The organism is Clostridioides sp. LIBA-7602 (assembly GCF_056688945.1).
The window spans coordinates 339549-354915 of the sequence record NZ_CP196991.1 but is presented as its reverse complement, the minus strand read 5'-3'; the positions used below and the strand labels follow the sequence as shown (position 1 = coordinate 354915).

General features: G+C 27.6%; 18 protein-coding genes. 2 read left to right on the top strand and 16 right to left on the bottom strand.

What is annotated here, in order from left to right; all coding sequences use genetic code 11:
- Nucleotides 1–35: 35 nt before the first annotated feature.
- Both ACTG45_RS02035 and ACTG45_RS02030 read right to left on the bottom strand, forming a co-directional pair.
- Nucleotides 36–242: a hypothetical protein gene (locus ACTG45_RS02035; protein ID WP_021382829.1), complete on the bottom strand. Its 207-nt coding sequence runs from the start codon at nt 240–242 to the stop codon at nt 36–38.
- Between the two features lie 406 nt (nt 243–648).
- Nucleotides 649–1044, bottom strand: a complete 396-nt coding sequence (locus tag ACTG45_RS02030) for a pyridoxamine 5'-phosphate oxidase family protein (RefSeq protein WP_479919703.1) — start codon at nt 1042–1044, stop codon at nt 649–651.
- Nucleotides 1045–1184: 140 nt separating this feature from the next.
- Between ACTG45_RS02030 and ACTG45_RS02025 the strand changes: the two genes are divergently transcribed.
- Nucleotides 1185–1577, top strand: coding sequence for a winged helix-turn-helix transcriptional regulator (locus tag ACTG45_RS02025; RefSeq protein WP_479919702.1), 393 nt, complete (start codon nt 1185–1187; stop codon nt 1575–1577).
- 100 nt (nt 1578–1677) lie between these two features.
- On the opposite strand, the gene ACTG45_RS02020 is transcribed toward ACTG45_RS02025, so the two are convergent.
- Nucleotides 1678–2643: an aldo/keto reductase gene (locus ACTG45_RS02020; protein ID WP_479919701.1), complete on the bottom strand. Its 966-nt coding sequence runs from the start codon at nt 2641–2643 to the stop codon at nt 1678–1680.
- Between the two features lie 124 nt (nt 2644–2767).
- Here ACTG45_RS02020 and ACTG45_RS02015 point away from each other — a divergent pair, with 124 nt between their 5' ends.
- Nucleotides 2768–3376 (top strand): TetR/AcrR family transcriptional regulator, encoded by a 609-nt coding sequence (locus ACTG45_RS02015; protein WP_479919700.1) that lies wholly within the window; start codon nt 2768–2770, stop codon nt 3374–3376.
- 126 nt (nt 3377–3502) lie between these two features.
- Here the strand turns inward: ACTG45_RS02015 and ACTG45_RS02010 are convergent, their stop codons facing one another.
- The 13 genes from ACTG45_RS02010 to ACTG45_RS01950 all read right to left on the bottom strand — a co-directional run bounded on the left by ACTG45_RS02010 (nt 3503) and on the right by ACTG45_RS01950 (nt 15359).
- Complete coding sequence (locus ACTG45_RS02010) at nt 3503–3919, bottom strand: DUF3788 domain-containing protein (RefSeq protein WP_479917970.1); 417 nt, start codon at nt 3917–3919, stop codon at nt 3503–3505.
- A gap of 14 nt (nt 3920–3933) precedes the next feature.
- Nucleotides 3934–4845: an AraC family transcriptional regulator gene (locus ACTG45_RS02005; protein ID WP_479919699.1), complete on the bottom strand. Its 912-nt coding sequence runs from the start codon at nt 4843–4845 to the stop codon at nt 3934–3936.
- Between the two features lie 183 nt (nt 4846–5028).
- On the bottom strand, nt 5029–6051 hold the full coding sequence (gene splB / locus ACTG45_RS02000) for a spore photoproduct lyase (RefSeq protein WP_479919698.1): 1023 nt from the start codon (nt 6049–6051) through the stop codon (nt 5029–5031).
- 201 nt (nt 6052–6252) lie between these two features.
- Nucleotides 6253–7383, bottom strand: a complete 1131-nt coding sequence (locus ACTG45_RS01995; RefSeq protein ID WP_479919697.1) for an iron-containing alcohol dehydrogenase — start codon at nt 7381–7383, stop codon at nt 6253–6255.
- A 299-nt stretch (nt 7384–7682) separates the two neighbouring features.
- Entirely contained in the window at nt 7683–9623 is a 1941-nt protein-coding gene (gene htpG / locus ACTG45_RS01990) for a molecular chaperone HtpG (protein WP_479919696.1), read from the bottom strand.
- A 114-nt stretch (nt 9624–9737) separates the two neighbouring features.
- On the bottom strand, nt 9738–11141 hold the full coding sequence (locus ACTG45_RS01985; RefSeq protein ID WP_479919695.1) for a tetratricopeptide repeat protein: 1404 nt from the start codon (nt 11139–11141) through the stop codon (nt 9738–9740).
- Between the two features lie 31 nt (nt 11142–11172).
- Nucleotides 11173–11547 carry a FliM/FliN family flagellar motor switch protein gene (locus ACTG45_RS01980; RefSeq protein ID WP_021382745.1) on the bottom strand — a complete coding sequence of 125 codons (375 nt, stop codon included), beginning with the start codon at nt 11545–11547 and terminating at the stop codon, nt 11173–11175.
- Nucleotides 11548–11549: 2 nt separating this feature from the next.
- The gene (locus tag ACTG45_RS01975; RefSeq protein WP_479919694.1) at nt 11550–12431 is read right to left on the bottom strand and encodes a FliM/FliN family flagellar motor switch protein; all 882 of its coding nucleotides are present in this window, start codon (nt 12429–12431) and stop codon (nt 11550–11552) included.
- A gap of 22 nt (nt 12432–12453) precedes the next feature.
- A complete protein-coding gene (locus tag ACTG45_RS01970) occupies nt 12454–13215 on the bottom strand; it encodes a flagellar hook-basal body complex protein (protein ID WP_021382724.1) in 762 nt (253 codons plus the stop codon).
- Nucleotides 13216–13235: 20 nt separating this feature from the next.
- Nucleotides 13236–14009 (bottom strand): flagellar hook-basal body complex protein, encoded by a 774-nt coding sequence (locus ACTG45_RS01965; protein WP_021382672.1) that lies wholly within the window; start codon nt 14007–14009, stop codon nt 13236–13238.
- Between the two features lie 40 nt (nt 14010–14049).
- On the bottom strand, nt 14050–14211 hold the full coding sequence (locus ACTG45_RS01960; RefSeq protein WP_234781078.1) for a flagellar protein: 162 nt from the start codon (nt 14209–14211) through the stop codon (nt 14050–14052).
- A gap of 8 nt (nt 14212–14219) precedes the next feature.
- A complete protein-coding gene (locus ACTG45_RS01955) occupies nt 14220–14642 on the bottom strand; it encodes a flagellar protein (protein ID WP_479917963.1) in 423 nt (140 codons plus the stop codon).
- 15 nt (nt 14643–14657) lie between these two features.
- Nucleotides 14658–15359, bottom strand: a complete 702-nt coding sequence (locus ACTG45_RS01950; RefSeq protein ID WP_479917962.1) for a sigma-70 family RNA polymerase sigma factor — start codon at nt 15357–15359, stop codon at nt 14658–14660.
- Nucleotides 15360–15367: the final 8 nt, after the last annotated feature.

Here is a 15367-nt window from a genome sequence, read left to right as displayed (position 1 = left end):
CCATGACTAAAGTCACAAGTGCACATAGCTATTTTTTAATCAATTTTATTAAAAATAACAGTCTTTTCTTTTAAAGAGATTTTTCCTACTTGGTATCCATATTCATTTAATTCTTTTTTATATTTTAAAAACGAATGGTCTATCTCTATTCCTGCAATATCCTTTATTTCTTCAAAAGTTAATTTAAATGATTGATTACCATTTTTCTTGACATATTCCCATAGAGAACTATATTTGCTCATTTTATATCACTCCTTTTAAAATTATATCTTATCTATTAATTTATATTCTATCACTATTAATTTAGAAAATCATGCTACTTATTATTTATATATAAAAATATATAAATAAGTAAGTAGCAATTTTTTATACTCATCATATTTTCTTCATATTACAGAAAAATCATTTGTAGTTAAAATATTTTTTAAAAGGAAGTCTACTGAATTATAAAATAAATTTTAATTGTTCTTATTTCTATTATGTAATTATTCAAAACAGTATCTCATGGTCGAAATACAAATCTAATAACTAAAGATTTTTACAAATTTATTACTTAAAAATCTTTTTTATTGAATTTAAGTTAAATTTATCAACATTTCAGTAGTAACGTTTTCTTCATTTTCACTATGGATATCGATTCCATTATAATTAAAGCTCTACATCAATCTTTTTCCCACTCATTGAACAACAACTAACTTTTGCCTTATCAATAGAGAATATTTCAAATTTGCCATCTCCTACAGAGTACATCTGACCTAAACTTGGCATTATTTCAAGTGCCTTAGCTTGTGTTTCTTTTGATGTAACGAATACTGCTTCACCCAAAATACGTAGAGTATTAAGTTTTTGGTCTATACAGCAAAGCTCAAGCTTTGGATTAAAAATAAGTTGCTTAAACATATCTTTTTGATTAGATGTGCAAAATGTAAGTCTGCCATCATATTCCATAACAAACCCTAGAGGACGCACATGTGCCTGATTGTTCTCATCAGCTGTTGCTAAATAATAAACTCCTGCTTTGTTCAAAAATTCTAATACTTTCATAATTTTTACACCCCTTTTAAATACTTGTATTAAGGATTATCCTTTGATATAATTTTAATATAAAATACAGAAAAAACAAGTATGCAGTTTTTTCTGATAAAGTATAAAAAAGATACTACTATAAATAAGGAGTAATTATAATGAGTTTAGATAATGAAAAGAATATGACTACAAATATTGAAGAATTAACCTGTCCAATACGTTATGCTTTAGATATTGTTGGTGGTAAGTGGAAATTACCTATTATATGTATGTTGGCAGTTGATAATCCTATTAGATATAGTAGCATAAAAAGAAAACTAGATGGAATTACAAATACTATGTTAGCTCAATCATTAAAGGATTTAGAATCTGATGGTATTGTTCATCGTAAACAATATAATGAAATCCCTCCAAAAGTTGAATATACATTGACAAGTAAAGGTAAAAGTATTGTGCCTATTTTACAACAATTTGCTAATTGGGGAGCTATCAACATGCAAGAAAAAAACATGTGTGGACTTAATTGTAAAGAGTGTCGAAAAATAAAGTAAATTGAAGTTTATTAGATTATTTGCAACTTATATATTGGTTTATTTAACTGAGTGTAAAAAGCCACCCTGTGAAAGAGTGGCTTAAAAATTAAATACTACCCTACCTAACTACCTTACCATTCTTAAATCTCATATTTGGAAAACTTGCACCTAAAATTTTATTCTTGTCTATAGCATTTTCAATTCTTCTTATATTCTCATCGCTCAATTTAATATCTTTAGCTTTTAAAGAGTCCTCTAATGTGACCCTTCTTGATGCTCCAACTAAAGTTATAATATCATCACCTTTTGATAAAACCCATGCAAGAGCTATTTGTGGAATAGTAGCTTCTTTTTCATTTGCTATTTCTCTTAAATTCTCTACAAGTTCAAGATTTCTATCTATATTTTCATCAGAGAATAAAGGTATCCATTTATATCTTTGAGAATTAGATTTTGAGCATACTCCACTTAAAAGACCATGAGCAAGAGCCCCAAAAGCAACAACCCCTACTCCTAATTCTCTAGCAGTTGGTAATATATTTTTTTCTATATCTCTATTAAATAAAGAATACTCCGTTTCTATAAGGCTTATATGGTGAACCTTATTAGCTCTTCTTAAAATCTCTTCATCAACTTGAGTAATACCTATATGTTTTATATATCCTTCTTTTACTAAGTCAGAAATAGCTCCAATAGTCTCTTCTACTGGTATTGCTAAATCTATCCTTGCAGGCTGATAAAGGTCTATGTAATCTAGATTTAATCTCTTAAGAGTCTGTGCTACATGATTTTTTATATTAAAAGGATTGACATCAAGACCATACATTTGACCATTAGGTGCAACAAGAGCCCCCATTTTTACAGATACAAAAGCCTCTTCTCTTTTTCTGCCCTTAAGAGCTTCACCTATTATCATTTCACTTTGACCTGCTCCATAAAAATCAGCTGTGTTTAACATATTGATACCACTATCTAAAGCTTCATGTATTGTAGCTATATTTTCAGCTTTATTATCAAGGTGTATCATACCTCCACAACCTAGTCCAAGTTTATAAAGTTCTAAATTATCTTTTTTGTATCTCATTGTAAAACCTCCCAATATAACTTAAATATTATTTTAGTACACTCGTACTTTACTTGACATTGTAGTACGAATGTACTAAAATGTCAAATAAATGTTATCATAAATTTTTATTGGAGGATTCAATATGGCAAAACAGACAAAAGTGGATATTTTAATTAAAGCTCGTGACTTATTTAATGAATATGGCTATAACAATGTATCTATGAGAAATGTTGCTGATGCTTTGGGAATGAGTGTAGGTAACTTAACTTATTATTTTAAAAAAAAGGAAGATTTGATTGAAGAAGTAGTTGAATACAAACACAAAAACTATAAAAAAATAGATATGCCTAAATCCTTACAGGATTTAAATAATTTATTTTTAAATTCACTAAACATTCAAAATGAGAATGCATACTATTTTAAGCATTATGACCAGTTATCTCAAATAAGCCCTAAAATATATAGATTTCAGCTTGATTTTATAAAGGAACTTAAGCAGTTTTTAAAAGAAAGCTTTATCAATCTTCAAAACTCTAATTTAATTCAGGAATGTAACATTCCTAACCAACTAGAAAATATTATTGAATGTATTTTAACAATACTTATATATAAACCAGTTGGTACTAAAGAACTTGATGAACATGACAGTATAGAAAGTACTCTAAACTGTTTATGGAGTATTATTTTTATGTCTCTTACTAATAGAGGAAAAAATATATATTTAAAATCTATATCAAATCAGTTTAAATAATAATTGATAAATTAAATCTATATAATATTATGAAAAATTAATATATAAAAGCTTCTCTAATTTCTATAAGTTATGAAAAATTAATATGCAAACAGGATGAGTATATAAATCATCCTGTTTTATATCCTAAGCTCTAAATTTAATTAGTTCAAGTGTATCATTCAATATAGATATATTATCTATTTGAATCATTAACCACTTACTGCCATTAAAAAAATTTATTTCGTTGTATATTTGTTTAATATAATCACAACAAGTATTAATAAATAAATCGACTTCTACTCTATTACTCTCATTTACAATAACCAAAGCTTTAAAAGAACCTTCTTGTGGATATAAAGTACATAATGATTTACCTCTTTTTTTGTACTTTATATTCCAACCTCTTTGCATTGAACATTTACTATATTCAAGTTTAGGCTCTACATTATAAGTTGAAGTCAAGATGTTGTTTAGCTTGTCCCATAATGGGCTATTTATAAATGTTTTGATTTGCTCAAGTGTTGGCTTATTATCTTGAAAAAACATATCTTGCCACTCCATATTCATCACCCTTTCTATTGTCCAATAGACACTGGAATAGTCCAATGTTCCATATATGCCACTTCAGGTGTAGTAGGATAATACATTTCAATCGCAAAATCAGTGGCTATTAAATTATGATTCTTCATCCATCTTTCCATAAACTTATCCGCTTTAAAAACAGCTGAATCAACTAACTCATTAAAATTTTCTGCTTCAAATCCACATACTAAATACTCTTTAGCTGGTAACTCAAAAGTACTGTATCCTTCCACCAATGTACCTGGCTCCACTTCTATCCCTGCCATATACATACAATTTCCTTCTTTTGTATTTCCCATATAAAGAGCAGCAAATTCATTTCCATCTGGGATTTTATTTGGTATATTATGTTTTTGATTTCCAAGTTCCATCCATAATTCCTTTGCTGTTGCGATACCAGTTGTTTCACCTCCCATTAATTGACAAATAGGTATTTCTCCCTCTATTCCAATAAAAGTCCTTGGATTACTCAATTTTCTGCGAGTTACTTCAATTACTATATCATCTGCAATTAATGGCACGCCTTCATCAACCATAATGTAATTTAAAATTAATTCTGGCTTAACAAAGTGATTGAGTTTTACTGGATTTGCTCTATATTCTTCTGGAGTTAATCCATATGCTTTTTTAAAAGCACGTGTAAACGTCTCATGGCTTTCAAATCCAAAACTTAAGGCTACATCAAGTATACGATTCTTATGTTCTGCTAAATGTTCAGAAGCTTTTGCAAGACGACGAAGTTTTATATACTCCATTACGGTTTTATTTACTAATCTTTTAAATAGTCTTTGATAATAAAATGGTGATAAGTTTGCCTCATTTGCTAGTTTACTAATTGATATTTCTTCTGATAACTTTTCTTCTATTAAGTCTAATGTGATTTGAATAGATTCCCATGCATGCAAGTTATAAGTACCTCCTAATATTTTTATTAATCTTATACCTTTATATTATCAAAACTAAAAAAAATGTTCTTGATATACAATGCCCTTTTTAATTTTTTATATAATAGTACTGAGTTTTATCACTTTTTAAGCAAATAAAATACATATAAACATAAAATATAGCAAATCTTATCTAAAGATTTGCTATATTATATATTTTATTAAACTATTTTCAAATACTTCATTTATCTCCTTATGAAAAAAATCTTTCATATCATCTATTTGTTCTTTATCATACACATACTTGCCATATCCAAATTGACCATATTTAAACTTTCTATCTTCATTTTCCATTGGCAACAATGTGTCTGGATAAATTTCTAATATTCTATTCTTCGCTTTAGTAGTATATCTATGAGATATAACTTCAAATATAATTTTTCTATCAAAATCCTTTGGTAAAGCTTCTTTTATGTTTCTAATAAGACTTCTATATTCTTCTTTCCAACCTTCATATAGAAACACAGGTGCTATTATAAAACCAATCTGATAGCCAGCTTTAGCAAGTTTTACAGCTGATTCTATTCTTTTATTAGCAGATGCTGTATAATGCTCATGCCCATCTATAATTCTAGGAGTGTTTATACTGAATCGTATTTCTGTATGATTATTATGTTTGGCATCCAATAAGCTATCTACATCACTGTATTTAGTAACAAATCTAAATCTTCCTTTTTCTTCTCTTCCAAAAAATTCTATTGTTTTTTTCAATGAATTAGTATATGGTTCTACTGGAACTGGATCTGATGTAGCTGCACCTTCAAATATAGTAACTTGTGGTTTTCTATCTTCAATATATTTCTTTGTTTGTTCAAGTATTTCATCTATATTTACAAATACCCTTATAAATGGTTTATCACCTAATTGTGTGTTTAAATAACAATATTCACATCTTCCCATACATCCACTAACAAGTGGTAGTTGATAATTAGCAGAAGGTTTACATGTTTGAAACTTCATACTTTTCCTAATCCCAACTACCATGGTCTGTTTTCCACTTCTGTATTGTTCATATAGATTTTCACCTGGAATATGTTCCTTAATTCTATTTGAGGATATATTAATTATCTCTACATCTTTTTTATCTTTAAACTTATCATATATATTTTTACCGACATCAGTATCTAAGGTACTTTTTTCGAATATTATTCTTTTGGGATTAAACATTTATTTCACCTCTACTTAAAGTTTTTAAATTGAAGATTTTTATAAAATATTACTTAGTTAATCTTCCCTTTTTTAACCCTCTTTATTTATTAGAAAGTAAAATAAAAGTTTAAGATAAATTTACTATATGTACACTATCAGTTATAAGTTTCTTGCTGATAATAAATTTTTTTACCTTAAAATTAAATACATAATGTTAAGTTATAGAGATTTGTGGTATATTTCCCTTATTTGTTCCTTATTAAAAGTTTTTGGATGTCTCTTAATATTTGCAGCTGATATTTTCATGCAATTATCAGTTAACCAGTCTATATCTGATTTTTCAACACCCAAATCACTTAGTTTTATATCTAAATCTATTTTTTTAAGGAAATTTCTAATTGCATCTGAACAATCTTCTGCACAAGTTCCTCCTAATATCTTTGATATCTTCCCAAATCTTTCAATATCACTATCCCATGAACTTTCTACAATACTTGGAGTCAAAGCTGCAAGTCCTTTTCCATGCATTACATCTCTAAGCCCACTTACAGGATGTTCCATTCCATGTGGCAAGGCTGTACCTGCTGTACCAATTGTCATGCCTCCAATAGTGCTTGCAAGTGTTATTTTCTCCCATGCTTCTAAGTCATCTACATTATTATATACCCTTACTAGGTTTTCTGATATAAGTTCAATCCCGTAAATAGCCTGTACATCTGCAAGAGGATTTCTTCCATTAGAAAGATAGGCTTCCATATTATGAGCAAGTGCATCAAACCCAACCGATGCAATTATATGCTTTGGCATTGTAACCATAAGTTCTGGGTCAATTATTGATGCCCTTGCATACATACTATTCTTTTTTATAGATTTTTTGTCTTTAGTTTCTGAATTTGTAAGTACTGCAAAACAATTTCCTTCGCTACCTGTACCTGATGTAGTTGGAACTAAGATTATAGGTAAAGCTTCTTCTCCTTGTCTGATTCCAAATATATATTCATTTAAATCTCCTGGATTTTTATAAGAAAAAGCAATACTCTTAGCAGCATCCATTATACTTCCTCCACCAAGACCTAAGACACAATCACATCCAGTTGCTTTTATAATTTCTACACCTGAATATATAGTAGTTATAAGAGGATTTTGTTCTACTTTATCAAAAACTTCATATTCTATTTTAGAGTCTTTTAGTAAGTCTATTGTTTTATCAAGTAATCCAGTTTTCTTTGTACTATTTTTGCCAGTTACAATCAATACTTTTTTACCGTATTTAGATACTTCTTTTCCTACATCATTGATTCTACCTCTCCCAAACAATATGTTTACTGGTAAGTTATAATTAAAATTCATGCCAAGACCTCCTATTTCTACTTTAGTAATAATTTTATTTTTCAACACAGCGTAATTATGTATTAAAACATAAATTACAAAACAATCTTTTACTTAATTATATGTATTATTTTATGCTATATCAAGTTATCTCTATTTAACCAAATTAAATTTTTAATTGTAATCTATTTAAATATTTGAAACTTTAATCAAAGATAAAAAATAAAGAAGAGTTACACAAAGATAATTTCAATTATCTTAAAATAACTCTTCTCATAATATTAGATATTTTTTACAAATTTACTTTAATATATTTAATCTTATAATTCTATTAACATCTTCATAAGTTTATTACTTCTTTGAACAAATGAATCTAATTCATCTGGTTTTAATTCTTTATTAGAAAGTAAAGCTAAATCTGCTATTTGATTACAGATAAGTGCAACTTTATCTTTCTTTTCTTCATTATCTTTAAGAGAAACTAATTTTTTAATAATTGGGCTATTCTCATTTATCACAAGAGTCTTTTCTTCCTCAAAGTTCATTCCTAAATCCATTCCAGCAAATCTTGACTGCATTTCTGACATTCTTATAGATTGTTCAGATACTAATACCATAGCTGGAGTATCTTCATTTTTTAGTCCTTCTACAGAATAATTCTTCACTCTTTCTCCAACAGCCTCTTTAAATAAACTTTCTATTTTTGCTATTTCTTCTTTATTTTCTTCACTATCTTTGTTTTCATTTTTGTCTTTTAATACATCAGAAAGGTCTGCATCTATTCTATTAAACTTAACACCATTTTCCTTATACTCCATAAATGAAATAAAGTGAGTGTCTATTGATGAGTTTAATACAACAGCATTTAAGTCGTATTCTTTAAATAACTTAATGTATTGTGATTGTTGTTCCTTGTCACTTACATAGAATACTTTATTTTCATGCTTGTCCTTACATTTCTCTAAATAATCTTGTAATGTTATATATTCATCATTAATAGTTTTAAATAATATACATTCTTTTACTTTTTCGTAGAAACTTTCATCTTTTAAGCAACCATATTTAATAAATATTTGTATATCATCCCAAAACTTATTGTATTCTTCTCTTTCATTTTTGCAAAGAGACTTTAACTTGTCAGCCACTTTTTTAATTATATGTTTAGAAATTTTACTTACATCTCTATCATTTTGTAAAAAGCTTCTTGATACATTTAATGGTAAATCTGGGCAGTCTATTACACCTTTTAATAAAAGTAAAAATTCTGGTATAACTTCTTTTATATTATCAGCTACAAACACTTGATTATTGTATAATTTTACTTTTCCCTCTGTCAATTCAAACTCATTTTTTAATTTAGGGAAGTAAAGTATACCCTTTAAGTTAAAAGGATAATCTACATTTAGATGTATCCAGAATAAAGGCTCATCAAATACATGGAATACTTTTCTGTAAAACTCTTTGTATTCATCATCAGTACAATCTTTTGGAGATTTTAGCCATAGAGGATTAGTATCGTTTAAAGGCTCAATTACCTTTACATCCACAACTTCTTCTTCTTTTCCATCTTCTTTTTGTTTTTTAGCTTTTTCTTCTGCTTCCTTAGCTTCTCTTTCTAATCTTTCAACATCTTCTAGATATATTTCTACTGGTAAGAAAGAACAATACTTATCTATTATCCCTCTTACAGTAAATTCATCTAAGAATTCCTTACTATCATCATCAATAAATAATGTTATAGTAGTTCCTCTCTCATGTCTAGCATCTGATTCAGATATTTCATATTCTGTACCACCTTCAGATATCCATCTTACTGGAATTGCTCCTTCTGTATATGAAAGTGTGTCTATTTGAACTTTTTTAGACACCATGAATGCAGAATAAAATCCTAATCCAAAGTGACCTATTATGTCATTTGATTCTTCCATCTTATCCTTATATTTATTAAAGAAATCCTCAGCACCTGAAAAAGCAACTTGATTTATGTATTTTTTTATCTCTTCTTCAGTCATACCAATTCCATTGTCAATAAATTTAAGTGTGCCTTTCCCTTTATTTACAGATACTGTAATTTTATAATCTGATGGTTCGTTTTCTGATATTTCTCCTAATGATACAAGTCTTTTGTGTTTATTTACTGCATCACATCCATTACTTATAAGCTCTCTTATAAATATGTCTTTATCAGAATATAACCATTTTTTAATTATAGGAAAAATATTTTCTGTATGAATTGAAATACTCCCTTTTTCAAACTCCATTTTTATCCCTCCTCATTTTATAGTTAATATTTTAAATTTTTTAAAATAGTATGTCAATATATTATAAGGAAATTGTTTTAAAATAAAATAATTTCTCTTTCTTATCTAATTTAATTATTCTTCTTTCAAAATTTCTTTCACTTTTGAATTATTATACATGCTATTAGGTACCTTATTAACTAATTTTTTTAATGTTAATTTAGAATTTTGTAAATCTCCTTTATTATAATACATCATACCTAAGTTATAATAGGATTCATCAAAATATGAATCTTTTTCTGAATAATTTTCTACATACATTTTGTAATATTCTTCAGCAGTATCATAGTCTTTTAACTTTTCACTAAGAACAGCAACTTGGTAAGTTGCCTCTGATGTATTTCCCTTATTTTTACCTACATCTACAACTTTTTTATATAATTGTATAGAAGATTTGGTTTGCTTTTCTGACTTTAAGGTATTTGCCTTAGACATCAATTCATCTTCTGTAAATAAATTAGACTCTTTATCACTTTCATTCTCATCTTCTACAGTGTTTTTTTTGGATTTTACATCCTCTTTATTAATATTTTTAGTGTTATTGGTATTAAGAGTTTTATCAACACTCTCGTTTTCTTCTTTATTATTTTCTTTCTTACTCAAACTAGAATCTATTGACTCTTTGTCTTTAGTTTCATTATTTTTAGATATTTTATTAGTTAAATTATTCGTCCTATAAGAACTATATATATTTTGTCCTATTAATAATATGCATAATATTATTGCTATATATAAATACTTATTTTTTCTAATACTTTTTTTCTTATTAGAATCTAAATTTTTCTGTTTCTTATCTTTACTTACTTCCTTAGATATATTAATAGTTTCATCAATTTTATGACTATTAATATTTTTATGTACAAGTTCATTCTCATAATCATCTGATTTCACATTACTTTTAACTTGTCTGTTAACATTATTATATATATCTAATGTATCATTTTCTTGATTTAATAAATGATTTTCTTTATCGATGTTCTTCAATACTTCTACACATTCATCAAACTTTATATACTCTTCTTCCTTATCATAAAGTAAGGCAAGCAACTCATAAGGTTCTATTAAATCGCTGTATTGCTCTGTTATAAGTTTAAAGCCTTGTATGGCTTGTTTATACATACCTTTGTTGATTAATCTTATAAGTTGATTGTACCTTTCAAAGAAAATTAAAAACTCCTCAGATGTAAGCATGTTTATATACTTTTCACACAGAGCAGTTTTTTCACAAAGTAAACTCTTATAGAAACTTTCTACAGCCTCATCAAAATTGCATTTTAATAAATTTACAAGACCTATGAGATTTAATACATCCACATCACCTGGATTTAAATCTCTTGCTTCTTTTAAAAACTTTAATCCACTTGATATGTAATTATTGTTTATATTATTAATAGATTCATTATAGAGAGCACATGAGTCTTTTTTATTGAGTTTTAATATATCTTTTTTTATATCATTTAAGTTTAAAATAAATACCACCTCATGCCTTAAGTATTAATTAATGTTATTTTTAAACAAGAGATTTCACCATATCCTCTTCACTTACTATACTTGTTACTTTTACACCAAAATTCAAATCTACTACCACTACTTTTCCATAAGCCAATACTTTATTGTCTATTAGTATTTCTACATCTTGGTCTGCTAAAGTGTCAAGTTCAATAAGAGAGCCTTTATTTAGATTCAAAATATCTCTTAGACTCATCTTCGTTCTTCCTATAACTACAGACAACTCCAACTTAAGGTCAAGTATTCTTTGTATATTATTTTTATTAGCTTCAGAGACATCTAAAGCTAGTTCATCATCTCCATCAATTTCACTTTCAACTTTATCATTTAATAACATCTTTGCTTCTTCATCTGAAATAAGATTACTATTATCCATAACTATACCTCTTTTCTGACAGCATCATTTATTTTCACACCTTTTTTACTTGATATAAATCCTGGCGTTGCTGTGTATGATTTTGAATTTTCTACAAATACATCTATATAATCATTTATTTTTTTATTTGTTACTATTACATCTCCAACCTCTAACTTAAGTAAATCTTCAACATTAATGGATACTTTTCCTATCTCTGCAATAATTGCTAATTCTATATTAGATACACTATTGTATATTTTATTAGTAAATTCTTCTGAGTTATCACCTGCATCCATGTCTAAAAATTCTACAACAGAAATACTCTCCAACATAGCCTCTAAGGCATTATATGGAAAACAAAGAGAAACACTACCAACATATTTATTATCATTTACCACCTTTAAATCTACAACGCATACAGGTGCAGTTGGAGAACACAATTGCGGTAAATTAATATGTGTATGTGTATCTAATACTTGTATTTTTTCAAATCCTTCAAATAAATGCATATTTCTTACTAAATCCTCCATAAGATGTAAAAGCACTTTCTTATCAAGTTCTGTAAGTTCTCTATTGTTATCTTTTACAACTCCATTACCGCCAGCTGTCACGTCAATCCACATATCAGCTACACTTCTATCTATTCTAAAAGAAAAATTTTTCATGATAGGTTCCATCGAATTTTGTACTATTATACATGAAGATGTTATTCTATCTAAAAAAGTTTGATAATTTACTTGGTCTATACTCTCAACTATCATACTAGAATTACACTTAAGTTCATAAATTATATAATTTTTATACTTTTTACAGAATTCAGCTAATAAAAAATTTAAACATGTTAAATTTTCTCTTGAATAACTCTGAGGTTTGCCGAAATCATAATCTTTCATATCATACATGAATATTCCTCACCTTACATAATTATTTAGCTCTTAAATTATTAGCTATTTGCCACATTTCATCTGCTGTCTTTATTCCTTTTGAATTCATTTGAAATGCTCTTTGAGTGGCTATTAAGTCAACAAATTCGTCTTGTAAAGAAACATTTGACCTCTCTCTATATCCTTGAACTATATCCACCTTATCAACTTGTTTAATCTGTGCTGCATCAGTTGAAACAAATAAACTATCACCTTCAGAGATGAAATTTTGAGTTCCTATAGGTTGATATAAATTGATTTTGCCTATTTTCTTATTATCTACAGATAAATCTCCATTTCTTGCAACTGTTAAGTTTGTGTTATCTATATTTGTATTATTATAGTTATATCCTGCATCAAATTGAACATCTAATATATTTCCATTAGCATCTACAATCTTACCTAAAGCATCTACATTAAAGCCACCATCTCTTGTATATGCATATGTACCATCTTTTCTTATTACTCTAAAGAATCCTTCTCCATCTATTGCTAAATCACTCTTACTACCTGTGGGTGCCAATGCACCTTGTTCATAATTTCTCATAGGGGCTGATGCCTTAGCTCCAGTTCCAGTTGATATATCTTTACCATTTGTAGGGTATGATGGTCTATTTAGTACTTCATCTACTAAGTCAGAGTATTCCATATTTATTTTTTTATATCCATTGGAATCATTATTTGCTATATTATTAGATATTACATCTAATTTACTTTGATTTGCTGATAAAGCTGTTTTACTAGTATAAAACATTGTGTACATAAAAATTCACCTCCTATTATCTATCTTACTGAGCCAATCTCACTCGCTATCTTTGCCAATTTAGAATCCATAGCTTGAATTATTTTTTGATTTGCCTCGTATTCTCTTGATATTGTCATCATATTATTAATTTCAGACACAATATCTACATTCGAAGACTCTACTGCACTCTGTATTGTAAGTGCATTATTTGCCTTTACAGCTCCTCCTCCAGAATACAAGTTATCTCCTTCTTTTTTTAATTTATTATAATCATTAAAATCTACCATATTAAATTTGTACATAGCATTTCCGTCCAGTGATATTGTATTATCTTTTGCTACTTCAAATTTTTTATTGCCAACATTTATATGTCCTACAGCACCGGTTGCAGTATTTGTTCCAAGTACATAATATCCTTCACTAGTTATGAGGTCACCCTGATTATCTGTTCTAAAGTTACCATTTCTGGTATAAAATTGATTCCCAGCTGCATCACTAACTAGAAAAAATCCCTTACCTTGGATAGCTACATCCATTTTATTATCAGTTGTTTTTATAGGACCTTGGTTAAAATTTGTGATAGTTTCATCCATAGAAACACCTGGACTTAACTTGCCTATTTCTTGCTTTTGTTTAGTTCCATTCACATAATTATTGTAACTATCTAACTGTAATTCATCAAAACTTTTAGTTAGAAGTAGTTTATTCTTATATCCATTAGTATCCATATTTGCTAAGTTATTGACAACAACATTTTGCTTTTGTTGATTAGTTATCATTGCAGAAACTGCTGTATATAATCCTCTTATCACGTTATGACCTCCTTTTTTGTAAATTATCCAACAATATTATCTATTCTAAAACCTTCATCTCACTTGCATATTTCATACCTAGCTCTCTTGCCTTTTTTTCTATTTCTGCTTTACTCATATCATTATTACTAAAAAGCATTATACATAGAGTTGATATTAATATACCAATCCCTATTCCTAAAAGGACTTTTTTATCAAACAATAATGTTCTTATATCTTGTAACAACTCCTTATTAATGACAGTTCACCCTTTCCAATACCTAACATCTTGCATATTTCCACATCCTCATAACCTGAATTTATAAGATGTTTCACTTTAAGAGATAGCTCATTTTCTTTTTTTATTTCCTGTTTTGATTCTATAAAAATATCTTCTTTCTTTACTGAACTAGTCTTTATTAAGTTATAATTTTCATAAACTTTCATATAATTATTACTTTTTATTTCAGCAATCACTTTATCTAAAAAAAATCTTCTTTTTTCTGCAACTACCAATCTATCATTTGCCTCATATTCCTGTTCAAATATTTTATCAAAGTACCTGTTATCTTTGTTTTTTGATTCCTTATGTAAATTTGCAATTATAGTTACTATTATCAAAATAGACACTACTATTAATATAATTTGTATCATCACATCAATCACCATCTATATAGAATATTTAAGTTCTTTTATTTTACTTCTTAGGTTTCTTATTGATTTTCTATGGAGTTGTGAAACTCTTGATTCTGAAACACCTAGCACTTTCCCTATCTCCTTTAGATTTAAATCTTCATAATAGTACAGTGAAAGTATTAATTTTTCCTTTTCTCTTAAGTTATTAATTGCTTTAGATAGAATATCTAACTTTTCTTCTTCTTCTATTATGTTTGCTGGAGTATATTCCTCTTTATAACTTATTACATCTTGTATAGTTTCATTTGTATCTTCAAAGATTACATGATTTAATGACACAATATTTAACATATCTATATTACTTTCAATATCATTGAGTTCCTTTTTTGAAATATTTAATTCGCTTGCAATTTCATGTGAAGTCGGTTCTCTTAATAATTCAGCTTGCAATTTTTCTATTACTTTATTATATTTATTTACTTTCGTTAAGTTATGTTTAGAAATTGGACTTTGATTTCTGATTTCATCTAATATAGCAGATTTTATCTTTATATAGGAATAACTAGAGAACTTTGCTCCTTTTTCAACATCAAATTTATTTATTGCATCAATCAACCCTATGACTCCACTATTTACTAAATCTTGATATTCAAAGCCTTTCCCTGGTATAAAAAATTTTCTTGCTATACTCTTTACAAGAGGCATATTCTCTTTTATTAATTCTTCTCTATTCATTAAATTAC

Coding starts and splice junctions, on each gene's coding strand:
- ACTG45_RS02025 (WP_479919702.1), top strand. CDS start 1,185: ATGAGTTTAGATAATGAAAAGAATATGACTACAAATATTGAAGAATTA.
- ACTG45_RS02035 (WP_021382829.1), bottom strand. CDS start 242: ATGAGCAAATATAGTTCTCTATGGGAATATGTCAAGAAAAATGGTAAT.
- ACTG45_RS01980 (WP_021382745.1), bottom strand. CDS start 11,547: ATGGATAATAGTAATCTTATTTCAGATGAAGAAGCAAAGATGTTATTA.
- splB (WP_479919698.1), bottom strand. CDS start 6,051: ATGTTTAATCCCAAAAGAATAATATTCGAAAAAAGTACCTTAGATACT.
- ACTG45_RS02010 (WP_479917970.1), bottom strand. CDS start 3,919: ATGGAGTGGCAAGATATGTTTTTTCAAGATAATAAGCCAACACTTGAG.
- htpG (WP_479919696.1), bottom strand. CDS start 9,623: ATGGAGTTTGAAAAAGGGAGTATTTCAATTCATACAGAAAATATTTTT.
- ACTG45_RS02015 (WP_479919700.1), top strand. CDS start 2,768: ATGGCAAAACAGACAAAAGTGGATATTTTAATTAAAGCTCGTGACTTA.
- ACTG45_RS02020 (WP_479919701.1), bottom strand. CDS start 2,643: ATGAGATACAAAAAAGATAATTTAGAACTTTATAAACTTGGACTAGGT.
- ACTG45_RS01950 (WP_479917962.1), bottom strand. CDS start 15,359: ATGAATAGAGAAGAATTAATAAAAGAGAATATGCCTCTTGTAAAGAGT.
- ACTG45_RS01970 (WP_021382724.1), bottom strand. CDS start 13,215: ATGTACACAATGTTTTATACTAGTAAAACAGCTTTATCAGCAAATCAA.
- ACTG45_RS01975 (WP_479919694.1), bottom strand. CDS start 12,431: ATGTATGATATGAAAGATTATGATTTCGGCAAACCTCAGAGTTATTCA.
- ACTG45_RS01995 (WP_479919697.1), bottom strand. CDS start 7,383: ATGAATTTTAATTATAACTTACCAGTAAACATATTGTTTGGGAGAGGT.
- ACTG45_RS01955 (WP_479917963.1), bottom strand. CDS start 14,642: ATGATACAAATTATATTAATAGTAGTGTCTATTTTGATAATAGTAACT.
- ACTG45_RS02030 (WP_479919703.1), bottom strand. CDS start 1,044: ATGAAAGTATTAGAATTTTTGAACAAAGCAGGAGTTTATTATTTAGCA.